The organism is Streptomyces sp. NBC_01166 (genome assembly GCF_045039765.1).
Taxonomy (GTDB): domain Bacteria; phylum Actinomycetota; class Actinomycetes; order Streptomycetales; family Streptomycetaceae; genus Streptomyces.
Map to the genome: position 1 here is coordinate 2707657 of NZ_CP108613.1, position 15176 is coordinate 2722832.

Genomic DNA, 15176 nt, shown 5'->3' on the forward strand with positions numbered 1-15176 from the left:
GTTTCATGACCGGAACCAGCAGACGCACCGTCCTGGCGGCCACGGCCGCCGCCGGGCTGGCCGTGGCGGCCGGCGCACCGGCCGCACACGCCGCGGCCACCGGGCGCACCCCGTCCAGGGAGCTCTTCGGCACGCTGGCCGACGGCACCAAGGTGCACCGCTGGACCCTCGCCAACGGTGGGACCCGGCTGAAGGTCCTGTCCTGGGGCGGTGTCGTCCACTCCCTGGAGACCCCCGACCGCAGGGGCCGCACGGAGAACGTCGCGCTCGGCTTCGACAACCTTCCGGACTACGTGGCGAAGTCCCCGTACTTCGGCGGGCTGATCGGACGGTACGGCAACCGCATCGCCGAGGGGCGTTTCACCCTCGACGGTGTCACGCACCAACTGCCCGTCAACGACGGCCCCAACAGCCTCCACGGGGGCGACCAGGGCTTCGACAAGCGGGTCTGGGACGTGGAGCCGTTCACCGCACGCGGCGACGTCGGGCTGGTCCTGACCCGGACCAGCCCGGACGGCGAGGCCGGCTACCCCGGCGCGCTCGCCGTCCGTGTCGTCTACACCCTCACCTCCCGGGGTGAGTGGCGCATCGACTACACGGCGACGACGGACCGAGCCACGGTCCTCAATCTGACCAGCCACACCTATTTCAACCTGGCGGGCGAGGGCAGCGGCAGCGTCGACGGGCATCTGCTGGAGCTGGCGGCGGCGCGCTACACGCCGGTCGGCTCGACATTGATCCCGACGGGCGAGCTGGCGCCGGTGGCGCGCACGCCGTTCGACTTCCGGCGGTCCCGGGCCATCGGGGAGGCAGTCCGCACCCCGCACGAGCAGGTCGGCTACGGACAGGGGATCGACCACAACTACGTGCTGGACAAGGGGATCACGGCCCGCCCCGAGTACGCGCTGACCGTGACGGACCCCGGCTCCGGCCGGGTGATGAAGATGTACACGACGGAGCCCGGCATGCAGGTCTACACGGGGAACTTCCTCGACGGCACGCTGACGGGCACCTCGGGGCGGGTCTACCGCCAGGGCGACGCGTTCTGCCTGGAGTCCCAGCACTTCCCGGACTCCCCCAACCAGCCGTCGTTCCCCTCGACGGTGCTGCGGCCCGGCGAGACGTACCGCTCGACGACGGTGCACGCCTTCTCGGCCCGCTGACCGGTCACACGTACGGCGCCCTCCCCCGAGCGGGGAGGGCGCCGTACGGCGTTGTCACACCAGCCGGATCATGTTCCAGGAGAGCGGCTCCAGCACTGCCTTCAGCGTGCCGCCCGTCAGCTCCGTGCCCTCGGCGGCGTGCGGGACGACCCGCTCGGGCTCGGCGAGGGTGTTACGGGCCTCCGGGTCGGCGTCCGCGACGACCTGGTGCTCGGCGACCCGGTCCAGCTCCAGTCCCGTCAGGGCGACTTCGAGCGGCAGCGCGGCGTCCTGGCTGCGGTTGACGGCGAACACGGTGACGGCGCCCGTCTCCGGGTCGCGTACGGCGGTGGCGTGCAGCAGGTCCGTCTCGCCGTACTTCGCCGTCCCGTACGTGGGAGAGTCCACCCGTACGTCCAGGACCTGGCCCCGTCCGTACCGCGCGGCCTGGGCGAAGGGGAAGAAGGTGGTCTGCCGCCAGGCCGGCCCGCCGGGCTCGGTCATGATCGGCGCGATCACGTTGACCAGCTGCGCGAGGCAGGCGACGGTCACCCGGTCCGCGTGGCGCAGCAGCGCGATGAGCAGGCTGCCGAAGACGACGGCGTCGGTGACGCTGTAGTTGTCCTCCAGCAGCCGCGGCGCCTCGGGCCAGTCGAGGGGGTTCTCCTCCGTCTCCTGCTGGAAACGCTTCTGGTACCAGACGTTCCACTCGTCGAAGGAGAGGTTGATCTTCTTCGTGGACTTCAGGCGCGCCCCCACGTGGTCGCAGGTCGCGACGACGCTCTCGATGAAGGACTCCATGTCGACGGCCGAGGCGAGGAAGGAGTCACGGTCGCCGTCGGTCTCCTCGTAGTAGGCGTGCAGCGAGACGTAGTCGACGAGGTCGTAGGTCTCGGCGAGCACCGTCGCCTCCCAGGCCGCGAACGTCGGCATGGCGCGGCTGGAGGACCCGCAGGCGACGAGCTGGACGGAGGGATCGATCTGCCGCATCGCGCGTGCCGTCTCGGCCGCGAGCCGCCCGTACTCCTCGGCGGTCTTGTGGCCGGTCTGCCACGGGCCGTCCATCTCGTTGCCCAGACACCACAGCTTGATACCGAAGGGGTCCTTGTCGCCGTGGGCGGCGCGGCGGTCGGAGAGCTCCGTGCCGGACGGGTGGTTGGCGTACTCCTGGAGCTGGATGGCCTCCTGGACGCCGCGGGTGCCGAGGTTGACCGCGAGCATCGGTTCGGCCTGCGGGCCGATCTTCCTGAGGAAGTCGATGTACTCGGAGAGGCCGAAACGATTCGTCTCGGTGGAGCGCCAGGCGAGGTCGAGGCGGCGGGGGCGTTCGTCGGCGGGGCCGACGCTGTCCTCCCAGCGGTAGCCGGAGACGAAGTTGCCGCCGGGGTAGCGGATGGCGGTGACGCCGAGTTCGCGGACGAGATCCAGGACGTCGGTGCGCAGTCCGGCCTCGTCCGCCGACGGGTGGCCGGGCTCGAATATGCCGTCGTAGACGCAGCGGCCGAGGTGCTCGACGAAGGAGCCGAAGAGCCGGGGGTCGACGGCGCCGACGGTGAAGGCCGGGTCGAGGGTGAAGCGCGCGGTGCGGGTCATGGCTTCCTTACTCGTTCGATATTTCGAATGCTGCTCGTAACCTCGAACGGGACCGTAGGGTTCAACCTCCACGGCCGTCAATGCCTCTGCGCGCTTTTACGGACACGGGCGGCCGCACACGGCCGAGGGCCGCACCCCTGTGACGGGATGCGGCCCTCGGACGTACGCGGTCGGACTCAGCCGACGGACAGATCGACCTTGATGTTGCCCCGGGTGGCGTTCGAGTACGGGCACACCTGGTGCGCCTTCTCGATGAGCGCCTGCGCGGTGGCGGTGTCGACGTTCGGGATGGAGGCGCTGATGGCGACCTCCAGGCCGAAGCCGCCCGCCTCCGTCTTGCCGATGGAGACCGAGGCGGTCACCGTCGAACCGGAGATGTCGGCCTTCTCCTGACGGGCGACCACGCCGAGCGCGCCCTGGAAGCAGGCGCTGTAGCCCGCCGCGAAGAGCTGCTCGGGGTTGGTCCCCGCGCCGCTGCCGCCCATCTCCTTCGGCGGGTTGACGACGACGTCGAGCTTGCCGTCGTCGGTGGAGACGCGGCCGTCGCGGCCGTTCTCAGCGGTGGCGACGGCGGTGTAGGCCACGTCGATGCTCTGGATGGTCATGCGGTCATTCCTCCTGCTGGTGCGCCGCGACTCGCGCCCACGATCGCGACGGCCTGCGCCGAGCCTAGCGGGTGGCGTCGGCGGGCACCCGGGCGCGGACGCGGTAGGCATGATTCATGCAGACTTTCCTGCCGTACGCCGATTTCTCCCGGAGTGCCCTCACACTGGATCCCCGACGGCTGGGCAAGCAGCGGGTCGAGGCGATCCAGGTGCTGCGAGGACTCACCGTCCCCGGCTACGGCTGGCGGCACCACCCGGCCGTCCACATGTGGACCGGGTACGAGGAGGCGCTCGTCCGCTACGGCCTGGACATGTGTGCCGCGTGGACCGCCGAGGGCAGGGCCGACACCTGCGCGGCGACCCTGCGCAAGGACCTCGCCGCCTCGCTCGGGCGCACCGCCGTCCGCTCGGCCGCGGAGCTCGCGGCTGCGGCCGAACTGCCCCCGTGGCTGGGTGACGAGGCGTTCCACCGGAGCCATCGCTCCGCGCTCGTACGCAAGGACCCGGCGTACTACCGCCCGCTGTTCCCCGGCGTGCCGGCGGATCTGGCGTACGTGTGGCCTCCCTCGGACCGCGAAGGGCGGTGAGGGGCGGCCCCGGGTGCCGGTGGCGGGCCCGTGTCCCCGGGCCCGCCACCGGCAGGGAGCCGTCAGGCGTCCAGCGAGACGATCATCTTGCCGGTGTTCTCGCCGCGCAGCAGGCCGACGAAGGCGTCGTAGCCGTTCTCGATGCCCTCGACCTTCGTCTCGCGGTACTTGAGCTCACCGGAGGCCAGCCAGCCGGCCACGTCCTCGACGAACTGCGGCTGGAGCGCGGAGTGGTCGCCGACGAGCATGCCCTGCAGACGCAGCCGCTTGCCGATGACGAGCGCCAGGTTGCGCGGGGCCGGGGTCGGCTCCGTGGCGTTGTACTGGGCGATCATTCCGCAGATGGTGGCGCGGCCGTGGACGTTGAACGAGGAGATCGCGGCCTCCAGGTGCTCACCGCCGACGTTGTCGAAGTAGACGTCGATGCCGTCGGGGGCGGCCTCGGCGAGCTGATTCCGGACGGGGCCGTTCTTGTAGTTGAAGGCCGCGTCGAAGCCGTACTCCTCGGTGAGGAGCTTGACCTTCTCGTCGGAGCCGGCCGAGCCGATCACCCGGGAGGCGCCCTTGATCTTGGCCATCTGGCCGACCTGGCTGCCGACCGCACCGGCGGCGCCGGAGACGAAGACGGCGTCACCCTCCTTGAAGGAGGCGACGTCGAACAGGCCGGCGTAGGCGGTGAGCCCGGTCATGCCGAGCACGCCGAGGTAGGCGGAGAGCGGGGCGAGCGAGGCGTCGACCTTCACCGCGTGCTTGGCGGGGACGTCGGCGTACTCACGCCAGCCGAGGCCGTGCAGGACGTGGTCGCCGACGGCGAAGCCCTCGGCGTTCGACGCGACGACCTCGCCGACCGCGCCGCCTTCCATGGGGTGGTCGAGCTTGAAGGGCGGGGTGTACGACTTCACGTCGTTCATCCGGCCGCGCATGTAGGGGTCGACCGAGAAGTGCAGGTTACGGACGAGGACGCGGCCCTCACCGGGAGCGGAAACCGGCGCCTCGCGCAGCGCGAAATCCGAGGCCTCGGGCCATCCGTGCGGACGGGCGACGAGGTGCCATTCGCGGCTGGACGTGGGAAGTGCGGACATGGGCTCGGTTCTCCTCGATGTCGTGCGGGGCGGGAAGCGAAAAGCTTCAGGACGTGAAACAACCATGCGTCCAGATATTTCACCTTGTCAAGTAATTCGGTACCCTGGGTGTCATGGCCACCTCGCGCACGGATCCGCTCACCCTCGACGTCATCCAGCTCATCGGCGGAGTCGTGGCGCGCTACCACGAGGAGTACGAGCGGGCCGCGGCCACACACGCGCTGACCGGCGCACAGGCCAGGGTGCTCGGACTGCTCTCCCTGGAGCCGATGCCCATGCGCAAGGTTGCCCGGAAACTGAAGTGCGAACCGTCCAACATCACGGGCATAGTCGACCGGCTGGAGCTCCGCGGCCTGGTGGAACGCCGCCCGGACCCGGCCGACCGGCGGGTGAAGCTCGCCGCCCCGACCGAGGAGGGCGTCCGGACGGCCCGGCAGCTGCGGGACGCGCTGGACTTCGCCCGGGAGCCGCTCGCGGAGCTGTCGGAGTCGGAGCGGACGGTGCTCCGTGACCTGCTGCGCAGGATGCTCGGCGAGGACGCCGCCTAGGACCTTCGCGGCGTCAGAAGCAGAAGATCCACAAGTGACAGGTCTCCGTCGGCGACGGGGTGGGTGTCGGCTCGTCCGACGGCTCCGGCGGCGTCGGGCCCGCGGTCGGCTTCCCGGAGCCCGAGGGCTCGGCCGGCGCTTCCGTCTCCTCCGGGTCCGCGGGCTCGGAGGCGGGCGGCGAGGTGTCCTCGGGAGCTGAGGGCGACGGGGGCACCCCGGGCGCCGTGGTGCGGGCCGGGCCGCCCGTCGCGGTCGCGGAGTGGGAGTCGGTGACCGGCACGACGGTGGGCACCTCCACCGGGCCGGGATCGTCGGGCTCCGTGCTCGACGACGCGGACGGGACAGGCTCCGTGGCGGCGGTGGTGGCCTCGCTCACGTACTCCGAGGCACCGCTGTCGCCCTCGGGCTCCATGGCCAGCTCGGCGAGGCTCAGCGCGCCCAGCGCCAGCACCACGCCCGCGGCCGTCAGCAGCAGCGCGCGGCCACGCCGCCGGTGCCCCCTGCGGCGGCGCGGCCGCGCGCTGCCCCGGGCACGGCGGCGGTGACCGGCGGCCCCGGACGCCTCCAGGGTCTCGCCGGGCGGCTCCGGGTCACCGCCGGAGGAGCCCACGACGGCATAGGGGACCAGCGCGTCTGCGGGGGTCCCGCAACCGGCACAGGCCAGCGCCCCGTTGAGGTGCCGTTGGCACGGGTGGCAGTAATCCATGGCGCCCGCAGACTAGACGTGCACGGAACGGCACAGGAAGCCGCACAGGTGAAAATCCTGTGTGGAATCCAGGAATCCGGAGTACGCCGCCCGATACGTTCGGCAATCGGCAGGATGGGACCCATGACCGCTCCCGCCCCGTTCGGGCCGCTCCAGTTCCAGCTCGTCCTGCTGCGCCGGATGGCCGACCACCAGCCGGACCTCGTCGAGGACGCCCGTCATGAACTGAGCGCCTCCCTCGCCGAGATGCGGGAGGCGAACCGCCGCTGGCAGGCGATGCTGCGCGCCCCGCGCGGCCGGGGCGCGCTGCGCCGCTACCGCTCGGTCCTGGGCGAGCCCGAGTCGTCCGTACGCCGCAAGGTCGGCGACCTGGAGTGCGACGCGCTGCTGTGGCCGCTGCCGCTCTGGCCGGACCTGCGGTTCGAGGTGATGGCCGGCCCCGGCGGCGCCGTGTGGAACGAATGGCTGGTCCGCGCCCCGGGCGCGGCGGGCCCCGAGCTGCGTACGGCCGCCGACCTGGCCCCCTGGTCGTGCACCGTCGACGAGGTGGCCCGGGCGTTCGCCCCGGCGCGCCCCATGGAGGGCAGCGCGCCGACCCGCTGGGCACTGGCCTTCACCGATCCGGCCACCCCCGGCGGCCCGCCACGCGTCGCCGAGTTCACCTGGGGGCTGTTCCAGCGGCTGCTGCCTGACGGCCCCTGAGATCTGTCACCCCGTCAGCTCGGTTCCCCCCTACGGCTCACCCAGCGCGCGCCGCCCCGGCCACGGCGCGACGATGCCAGGACAGCCGGCTGCCGCCGGTGCCCCCCGTCAGCGCTCTCGGGAGAACCTGCCGTGACCGTCAGTCTCGAACAGTTGCGCCGTTGCCATGTCGCCGTCGATCTCGGGGCCGCGAGGACCCGTGTGTACATCAAGGGAGTGGGGCTCGTCGTGGACGAGCCCAGTGTCGCCGCCGTGAACACGCGCACCGGCTCGCTCATCGCCGTCGGCTCGCTCGCCGAGCAGATGACGGGTCGTACGCCCGCGTACATCCGGGTGGCCCGCCCGGTCTCCGGCGGAACCGTCGTCGACATCGACATGGCGCAGCGGATGCTGCGCCATCTGCTCGGTGAGAAGCTCCGCCGCCAGCTGCGCCGCAAGCCGCGGCTGCGGGCCGCCGCCTGCGTCCCGCACGACGCCGATCCGCTGGCCCAGCGGGCGGCCGTCGAGACCCTCGTGGGGCTCGGCGCGCGGCGGGTGGAGCTGGTCGACACCCTGATCGCCGCGGCCATCGGCTGCGGGCTGCCGGTCGAGCAGCCGACCGCCACCATGATCATGGTCTGCGGGGCCGCCACCACCCAGATCGCCGTGCTCTCGCTCGGCTCGATCGTGACGGCCGTACGCATCCCGATCGGCGGCGAAGCCATCGACCACGCGGTCATCCAGCATCTGCGCCAGCACCACGAGCTGCTGCTGCCCAGCCAGTCCGTGCGCCCCCTGCAGCTGGCGCTCCGCGGCAACGGCCTCACACTCTCCGGCCCCGCGATGACGGAGATCCACGGCCGTGACGTGGCGACCGGTCTGGCGCGTTCGGTCCAGGTCGACACAGCCGCCGTCCGCCAGGCGATCCACGCACCGCTGACCGCGGTGCTCGACGGGCTGGGGAAGGTGCTGCGTGACTGCCCGCCCGACCTGGTGGCCGACATCGCGGAGTCCGGGATCATGATGGTCGGCGGCAGCGCCCTGCTGCCGGGGCTCGACCAGATGCTGCGCGACGCCACGGGCGTGCCGGTGCACATCGCCGAGCGGCCCGACATGTGCTCGGTGCTGGGGCTCGGCGCGATGCTGGACGGCACGGTCCAGCCGCTGGTCCTCGCCCCGATCGCCGGCTGAGCGCCGGCGGGCTCGCCGGTGGACGGGACGAATCTCGACCTGCGGACCACCCTCCAGCACATCGTGGACACCGCGACGGCGCTGGCCGGGGCCCGCTACGGCGCCCTGGCCCTCCTCCACGGGGAGGACCGCCATGTCACCGACCTGTTCACCACGGGCCTGTCCGAGGACGAACGCCGCGCCGCGAGCCCCCTCCTGGACGGGCGTACGGGGATCCTCGGGGCCCTCGTGGACGAGGCGCAGGCCGTGCGCGTCGACGATCTGACGGCCGGTCCGCACCCTCGCACCCTTCCGGAGCCGCTCCTCCCGATGCGTTCCTTCCTCGGGGCGCCCGTCCGGGTGCACACCGAGGTGCTCGGCAGCCTCTGCCTCACCGCCGGGGAGCCGGGGCGCTTCACGGACACCGAGTCGGCGCTGTTGCGGCTGCTCGCCTCCCAGGCCGCCGCGGCGATCAGCGGCGCCCATCTGTACGAGGCGGCGCGGCAGCGGGAGCACTGGATCGAGGGGGCGGCGGCCGTCACCCGGGCGCTGCTGACCGGAGCGGGGACGACCGACGCCCTGACGACCGTCGCCGAGCGGGCCAGGGTGCTGGCCGACGCGGCGGCCGGGGTGATCCTCCAGCCGACCCCGGGCGGCGGGATGGAGATCGTCGCCGCCTCCACGCTGGACGATCCGGCCGGACTCGTCGGCACCGCCATCGAGCCGGGCTCCCCCGTCCTCGTGCAGCTGCTGGGCGGGGAGGAGGTCTTCATCGAGGACTCCGCGACGGACGACCGGATGACGACGCCCGTGCGGTCCCGGTTCGGCCCCAGCATGATGCTGCCCCTGGAGAACGAGGGCAGGCTCATCGGCACGCTCGCCCTCCCCCGGCGGCGTGGCGAGGCCCCGTACACGGCGATGGACCGGCAGCTCGCCTCCCAGTTCGCCTCCCAGGCGGCGCTGGCCCTGGTGATGGCGGACGCGCAGCACTACAGGGAGCAGCTGGCGGTCTACGAGGACCGCGACCGCATCGCCCGCGACCTGCACGACCTCGTCGTACAGCGGCTGTTCGCGACGGAGATGATGCTGGAGTCGACCCGCCGCAAGGACCTGGCGGGCGACACCGGGACCGCCGAACTGCTGGGACACGCGGTCGACGAGCTGGACTCCACGATCCAGGAGGTCAGGACCGCGATCTTCGCTCTTCAGCAGCCGCCGGCCGAGGCCCCCACGACCTTCCGCGGCCTGGTCCTGCGCGAGACGGGCGGAGCGGCGGCGGTGCTCGGCTTCCAGCCGTCCGTTCAGTTCACCGGACCGGTGGACGCCCTGGTGAGGGAGCCGGTGGACGGGGAACTGCTCGACGTGCTGCGCGGCGCCCTGGCGGCCGCGCACCGGCGGGCGGGGGTGTCGGCCGTCGAGGTCGAGGTGGACGCGACGGCGCGGCTGCCCGACGGACGTGCGGCGGTGCGGCTGGTGGTCGCGGACAACGGGCACGCCGAGGACGGCGAACGGTCGCCGACCGTCACCTGGCAGGCGCCGCTCTGAGGGCGATCCGGGTGTTGGAGTGGGCGACGCCCGCGTCCTTCTTCAGCCGTCGCAACAGCGTGTCCAGGGAGCCGGGGTCGGCCGCCGTGGCGCGTACGAGGTAGTCGTGGGGGCCCGTCACGTGCACCACCTCGGTGATGCCGGGGAGGGTCAGCACCGAGCGTTCGAACTCCTCGTTCGTCGTGTCGAGACGCAGCGACACGTCGATGAAGACGACGAGGCCCGAACGGGTGTCGGCGGCCGGGTCGACGATGACCGTGAAGCCACGGATCACCCCGTCGCGGCGCATCCGGCGCACGCGGTCGCCCGCCGCGTTGGCACTGAGCCCCACGCGTAGGCCCAGATCGCGGTACGAGATCCGGGCGTCCTCCTGGAGAATGCCGAGGATCTCTCTGTCCAACCGGTCCATACCGGTGATTCTCGCAGCCCGGGGCGGGAAACGGCGGGTGAGAGGCCCGTCCCGGGGCCGCCGGGAGGCCCTCCGCCCATGGGGCGTCTGCCGTGCGACGGCCTTACCCGGATGGCGCAGCCCACCGTGCCGCGCCCTCCCCTCCCCCCTTGACTTGCGGTGTGGAGACAACCGCCGAGCAGCCCCCCGCCCCGGACCGGAGACAATCCTTCGCCGCCTACCGGAACCTGATCATGGCCACGATCGGATTCACGCTCACCTTCTGGGCGTGGAACCTGATCTCCCCCCTGTCCGGTGACTTCAAGGAGCGGCTCGGCCTGAGCTCCTTCCAGCAGTCGCTGCTGGTGGCGGTGCCCGTGCTCGTCGGCTCGCTCGGCCGGATCCCGGCGGGCGCGCTGACCGACAAGTTCGGCGCCAAGCTGATGTTCCCGGTCGTCTCGGCGCTGACGATCGTCCCGGTGCTGCTGCTCATCCCCGCGAAGGACTCCTACGGGGCGATGCTGGCCGTCGGCTTCCTGCTCGGGCTCGGCGGCACCACGTTCGCGATCGGCATCCCCCTGGTCAACTCGTGGTTCCCGCCCGCGAAACGGGGTCTCGCGCTCGGCGTGTTCGGTATGGGCATGGGCGGCGTCGCACTGTCCGGCTACTTCACCCCGAGGATCGCCAAGCACAGCGAGAACCTGCCGTTCTGGATCGTCGCCGGGGCGCTCCTCGTCTACTCGCTGCTCGCGGCGGTCCTCATCAGCGACCACCCGGAGCGCAAGATCCCGGCGGACTCGCTGGCCCACCGGCTGGGCGAGGCGAGCCGGCTGCGGGTGACCTGGGAGCTGTCCGCGCTGTACGCGATCGGGTTCGGCGGCATCGTCGCGTTCGGGGTGTATCTGCCGACGTATCTGAAGACCTGGTACGAGATGTCACCGACGGAGGCGGGCACCAAGGCGGCGGGGTTCGCGCTGGTCACCGTCATCTTCCGGCCGATCGGCGGCTGGCTGTCGGACCGGGTCCACCCCGCCCTGGTCACGGCCGGGGCTCTGCTGGTGGCCGCGCTGATGGCCATCGTCCAGGCCTTCGACCCCCCGCTGGATCCGCTCGGTACGACCGCGCTGCTCTGCATGGCGGCCGGGCTCGGCACCGCGAGCGGAAGCGTCTTCGCCCTGGTCTCGCAGGTGACCCCGCAGGCCAAGGTGGGCAGTGTGACCGGCATCGTCGGCGCGATGGGCGGGCTCGGCGGCTTCGTGCCACCGCTGGTCATGGGGGCGATCTACAGCGCGAAGGGCTCGTACTCGATCGGCTTCATGCTGCTCTCCGACCTGGCGCTGGCGGGCGCCGTCTACGCCTACGGCCGGATGCGGACCGTCCGGCGCGACGGCTGACGGCCTCTTCGGGACTTCGCGGATACGGCCTAGGCTTCGCCGCGTGACCTCTCTTCTGCCCGCGCTGCGCGGAGCGTCCGGCCGGACGGACTCCCCCGAGGCTGTCCGGTTCGGCGAACACGTCCTGACCTACGCACAGTTGGCCGATGCGACCGCCTCCCTCGCCGCCCGGATCGCGGGGGCGGGGCGTGTCGCCGTCTGGGCCACGTCCACCCCGGAGACGGTGGTCGCCGTCGTGGCGGCGCTACGGGCGGGGGTGCCCGCCGTGCCGCTCAACCCGAAGACCGGAGAGCGGGAACTCACGCACATCGTCGCCGACAGCGCGCCCTCGGTGGTGCTGGCCGGGGCGGACGACGCACTGCCGGCCGCGCTGGGCGGCCTGGAGCGGCTGGATGTCGACACGGCCGCCCGCCCGACGGAGGCCGGCCTCCCCGAGCCCTCCGCGGACTCCCCCGCGCTGGTCGTCTACACCTCCGGCACGACGGGCCCGCCCAAGGGCGCCGTCCTGCCCCGCCGGGCGATCGCCGCGACGCTGGACGCGCTGGAGGACGCCTGGCAGTGGACCGGCGAGGACGTCCTGGTCCACGCCCTGCCGCTGTTCCATGTGCACGGGCTGATCCTGGGCGTTCTCGGCCCGCTGCGCCGGGGCGGCTCCGTGCGTCACCTCGGCCGGTTCTCGGCGGAGGGGGTGGCCCGGGAGCTGCGTTCCGGGGGGACGATGCTGTTCGGGGTGCCCACGATGTACCACCGGCTGGCAGGCGCGCTGGACGGCCCTGCCGGGTCCGGCGACCTCGCGAAGGCCCTGGCGGGCGCCCGGCTGCTGGTCTCGGGCTCGGCGGCGCTGCCGGTCCACGACCACGAACGGATCGCCGCCGCCACCGGCCGGCGGGTCATCGAGCGGTACGGGATGACGGAGACCCTGATGAACACGGGCGTACGGGCCGACGGCGCGCCGCGCGCCGGGACCGTCGGCCCCCCGCTGCCGGGCGTGGAGCTCAGGCTCGTCGAGGAGGACGGCACCGTACTCCAGGACACCACGTCCATCGGCGAGATCCAGGTGCGCGGCCCGAACCTCTTCACCGGCTATCTGAACCGGCCGGACGCCACGGCCGCCGCGTTCACCGAGGACGGCTTCTTCCGTACGGGCGACATGGCCACGGTCGACCCCGACGGCTATGTGCGGATCGTCGGGCGCAAGGCCACCGACCTCATCAAGAGTGGCGGCTACAAGATCGGTGCCGGTGAGATCGAGAACGCCCTGCTCGACCACCCCGGTGTGCGGGAGGCCGCCGTCACCGGCGAGCCGGACGCGGACCTCGGCGAGCGGATCGTCGCCTGGGTGGTGCCCGCCGATCCCGGATCACCCCCGGGTGAGCGGGAGTTGGCGGACCATGTGGCGGACCTGCTGGCACCGCACAAGCGGCCGCGCGTCGTCCGCTACCTCGACGTACTGCCCCGGAACGAGCTGGGCAAGATCATGAAGAGGTCGCTCGGTGTCTGACCCCACGTGCGCCCGTCTGTCGGCGCGGGAAGCGATCGCCGCCGTCACCGGGAGCTTCACGGAACACCGTCCGGCCGAGCGGCCGGTCCCGCCGGACGGCCCGCTCGGCTGGAGCGGTTACGCGGAGTCCAGGGCACGCGCCTCGGCGCGGACCGGCGAGGAGGAGTCCGTCCTGTACGGGACCGCCGCCGTCGGCGGCCGGGAGTGCGTGCTGGTCTCGTTCGAATTCGGCTTCCTGGGGGGCTCGTTGGGCGGGCACACCGGGGACCGCCTGGAGGCCGCGTACGCGCTGGCGGGCGAGCGGAGGCTGCCGCTCGTCTCGCTCGTCGCCACCGGGGGCAGCCGGATGCAGGAGGGCATGATCGCGCTGATACAGCTTCAGCGGGTGGCCCGCGCGTCCACGCGGCTGAGGGCCGAGGGGCTGGCGCAGATCGCGGTGCTGCGGGATCCGACGACCGGGGGCGGCTGGGCCACCGTGGGAGCGGGCTCCGACGTGGTGCTGGCGCTGCCCGGTGCACAGATCGGCTTCGCGGGTTCCCGGGTGCGGCCCGTCGACGCGGACCCGTACGCGTACACCGCCGAGGGGCAGCTCGCGGCGGGCCAGGTCGACGCGGTCGTCACGCCGGAGGAGCTGCCGGGGACGCTGGGCCGATGGCTGGCCGCGCTGACTGCCGTGGAGCCGGTGCGGGCCGCCCCGGTGCCGGGCGCGCTGTCCGCCACGGGTCTGCCGGCGACCGGCTGGGACGCGGTGGAGCAGGCCAGGGCGGCGGCGCGGCCACGGGCCGAGGCCTATCTGGACGCGTACTTCGAGGACCGGCTTCCGCTGAACGGCGACCGGTGCGGCGGCAGGGATCCGGGGCTGCTCTGCGGGGTCGGTCTGCACGCCGGGCGCCCCGTGGCGTACGCCGCGCAGTGCGGCACCGCGACCCGCCCGGCGGGCTACCGCACGGCCGCCCGGGTGATCCGGCTGGCGGACCGGCTCGGTCTCCCCGTGCTGACCCTGATCGACACCCCTGGCGCGGCCAACGACGCGGAGGCGGAACGGGCGGGCGCGGGCGCCGCCATCGCCGACGCCTTCGCGGCGGTCGCCGGGGCCCGGGTCCCCGTGACGACGCTCGTGATCGGCGAGGGCGGCTCCGGCGGTGCCCTGGCGCTGGCCGCGCCGGACAACACCCATGTCACGGCGGACAGTTACTTCTCGGTGATCGCGCCCGAACTGGCGGCGGCCATCCTGAAGCGCGGCCCGGACGAGGTGCGGTCCACCGCCGACCAGCTCCGGCTGCGCCCCCAGGACCTGGTGGAGCTCGGAGTGGCCCGTTCAGTGGTCGGCCCCGCCGGGCCGGAGGACTGAGACGTACTCGGCGCGCCTCTCGGACGACGGTTGGCTAGCGTGACAAGAAGGACCGATCGTCGAGTGAAGAGAGGGCCGACTCATGGCCGCAGAATCCGAAGGCACTCCGTGCTGGGCCGACGGCACGTTCGGCGATCTCGAAGGGGCGAAACGTTTCTACGGTGAGCTCCTGGGCTGGACGTACGCCGACTCGATGCCGGAGTACGGCGACTACACCCAGGCCTATGTGGACGGCAAGGCGGTCGCCGCGCTGTCGCCTCCCATGCCCGGTCAGGAGGCACCGAACGCCTGGTGTCTGTACCTCTCGTCACCGGACGCCGCCGCCACCACCGAGAAGATCCGCGAGCACGGGGGCCAGGTACTGGTGGAGCCGATGCAGGTCGGCGACTTCGGGACGATGGTGCTGGCCACCGACCCCGGCGGGGCTGCGTTCGGGGTGTGGCAGGCCGGCACCCACGAAGGGTTCCAGGCCCGGGCGGTGCCCGGCGCCTTCGCCTGGGCCGAGATCTACACCCGGGAGCCGGCGAAGGCGGACTCCTTCTTCCGGTCCGTCTTCGGATACGGCGTGAAGCACCTGGACGACGACGCGATCGACTTCTCGCTCTACGACCTGGGCGCCGACCCGGTGCTCGGCCGGATGAAGATGGGTGAGGAGTTCCCGCCCCAGGTGCCGGCCCATCTGAACGTCTACTTCGGCGTGGCCGACTGCGACGCGGCGGTGGAGAAGGCCAAGTCCCTCGGGGCGGAGCTCCGCTTCGGCCCGATGACCATCCCGTTCGGCCGGTTCGCGTCCCTGACGGACCCGCAGGGCGCGGTGTTCTCGCTGTTCGACCCCACGACGACCGGGGGCGAGATGCCGGGCGTCACGGACGCCTGACCGGTA

At 72.5% G+C, this 15176-nt stretch carries 15 protein-coding genes; 10 read left to right on the plus strand and 5 right to left on the minus strand.

The annotated features are described in order from the left end of the window. The first annotated feature begins 5 nt into the window (after window positions 1-5). Window positions 6-1163, plus strand: a complete 1158-nt coding sequence (locus OG379_RS12600) for an aldose epimerase family protein (RefSeq protein WP_405662152.1) — start codon at window positions 6-8, stop codon at window positions 1161-1163. A gap of 54 nt (window positions 1164-1217) precedes the next feature. Here OG379_RS12600 and OG379_RS12605 read toward each other — a convergent pair whose 3' ends face one another. Both OG379_RS12605 and OG379_RS12610 read right to left on the minus strand, forming a co-directional pair. Further along, window positions 1218-2735, minus strand: a complete 1518-nt coding sequence (locus tag OG379_RS12605; protein WP_393761727.1) for an alpha-N-arabinofuranosidase — start codon at window positions 2733-2735, stop codon at window positions 1218-1220. A 176-nt stretch (window positions 2736-2911) separates the two neighbouring features. Further along, window positions 2912-3340, minus strand: a complete 429-nt coding sequence (locus tag OG379_RS12610; protein WP_405662154.1) for an organic hydroperoxide resistance protein — start codon at window positions 3338-3340, stop codon at window positions 2912-2914. 116 nt (window positions 3341-3456) lie between these two features. Between OG379_RS12610 and OG379_RS12615 the strand changes: the two genes are divergently transcribed. Beyond that, window positions 3457-3927 carry an MSMEG_6728 family protein gene (locus OG379_RS12615; protein ID WP_405662156.1) on the plus strand — a complete coding sequence of 157 codons (471 nt, stop codon included), beginning with the start codon at window positions 3457-3459 and terminating at the stop codon, window positions 3925-3927. 62 nt (window positions 3928-3989) lie between these two features. Here the strand turns inward: OG379_RS12615 and OG379_RS12620 are convergent, their stop codons facing one another. Beyond that, on the minus strand, window positions 3990-5009 hold the full coding sequence (locus tag OG379_RS12620; protein WP_393761733.1) for an NADP-dependent oxidoreductase: 1020 nt from the start codon (window positions 5007-5009) through the stop codon (window positions 3990-3992). Between the two features lie 113 nt (window positions 5010-5122). On the opposite strand from OG379_RS12620, the gene OG379_RS12625 reads away from it, so the two are divergent. Next, the gene (locus OG379_RS12625) at window positions 5123-5557 is read left to right on the plus strand and encodes a MarR family transcriptional regulator (protein ID WP_356707579.1); all 435 of its coding nucleotides are present in this window, start codon (window positions 5123-5125) and stop codon (window positions 5555-5557) included. 13 nt (window positions 5558-5570) lie between these two features. Here the strand turns inward: OG379_RS12625 and OG379_RS12630 are convergent, their stop codons facing one another. Further along, complete coding sequence (locus OG379_RS12630) at window positions 5571-6263, minus strand: hypothetical protein (protein ID WP_405662160.1); 693 nt, start codon at window positions 6261-6263, stop codon at window positions 5571-5573. A gap of 123 nt (window positions 6264-6386) precedes the next feature. On the opposite strand from OG379_RS12630, the gene OG379_RS12635 reads away from it, so the two are divergent. From OG379_RS12635 to OG379_RS12645, 3 genes are all read left to right on the plus strand, one after another. Next, window positions 6387-6965 carry a hypothetical protein gene (locus tag OG379_RS12635; RefSeq protein WP_393761738.1) on the plus strand — a complete coding sequence of 193 codons (579 nt, stop codon included), beginning with the start codon at window positions 6387-6389 and terminating at the stop codon, window positions 6963-6965. Between the two features lie 132 nt (window positions 6966-7097). Continuing rightward, window positions 7098-8135, plus strand: a complete 1038-nt coding sequence (locus OG379_RS12640) for a rod shape-determining protein (RefSeq protein ID WP_405662163.1) — start codon at window positions 7098-7100, stop codon at window positions 8133-8135. Window positions 8136-8153: 18 nt separating this feature from the next. Further along, window positions 8154-9659 (plus strand): GAF domain-containing protein, encoded by a 1506-nt coding sequence (locus OG379_RS12645; RefSeq protein WP_405662166.1) that lies wholly within the window; start codon window positions 8154-8156, stop codon window positions 9657-9659. On the opposite strand, the gene OG379_RS12650 is transcribed toward OG379_RS12645, so the two are convergent. Further along, window positions 9637-10068: an Lrp/AsnC family transcriptional regulator gene (locus OG379_RS12650; RefSeq protein WP_405662168.1), complete on the minus strand. Its 432-nt coding sequence runs from the start codon at window positions 10066-10068 to the stop codon at window positions 9637-9639. The two genes, OG379_RS12645 and OG379_RS12650, sit on opposite strands and share 23 nt — an antisense overlap. A 161-nt stretch (window positions 10069-10229) precedes the next feature. Here OG379_RS12650 and OG379_RS12655 point away from each other — a divergent pair, with 161 nt between their 5' ends. The 4 genes from OG379_RS12655 to OG379_RS12670 all read left to right on the plus strand — a co-directional run bounded on the left by OG379_RS12655 (window position 10230) and on the right by OG379_RS12670 (window position 15170). Continuing rightward, entirely contained in the window at window positions 10230-11441 is a 1212-nt protein-coding gene (locus tag OG379_RS12655; protein WP_405662171.1) for a nitrate/nitrite transporter, read from the plus strand. 43 nt (window positions 11442-11484) lie between these two features. After that, window positions 11485-12942 carry an acyl-CoA synthetase gene (locus OG379_RS12660; RefSeq protein ID WP_405662173.1) on the plus strand — a complete coding sequence of 486 codons (1458 nt, stop codon included), beginning with the start codon at window positions 11485-11487 and terminating at the stop codon, window positions 12940-12942. Then, a complete protein-coding gene (locus OG379_RS12665; RefSeq protein ID WP_405662176.1) occupies window positions 12935-14293 on the plus strand; it encodes a carboxyl transferase domain-containing protein in 1359 nt (452 codons plus the stop codon). The genes OG379_RS12660 and OG379_RS12665 overlap by 8 nt, the downstream gene beginning before the upstream one ends. Window positions 14294-14375: 82 nt before the next feature. After that, the gene (locus OG379_RS12670) at window positions 14376-15170 is read left to right on the plus strand and encodes a VOC family protein (protein WP_405662179.1); all 795 of its coding nucleotides are present in this window, start codon (window positions 14376-14378) and stop codon (window positions 15168-15170) included. Window positions 15171-15176: the final 6 nt, after the last annotated feature.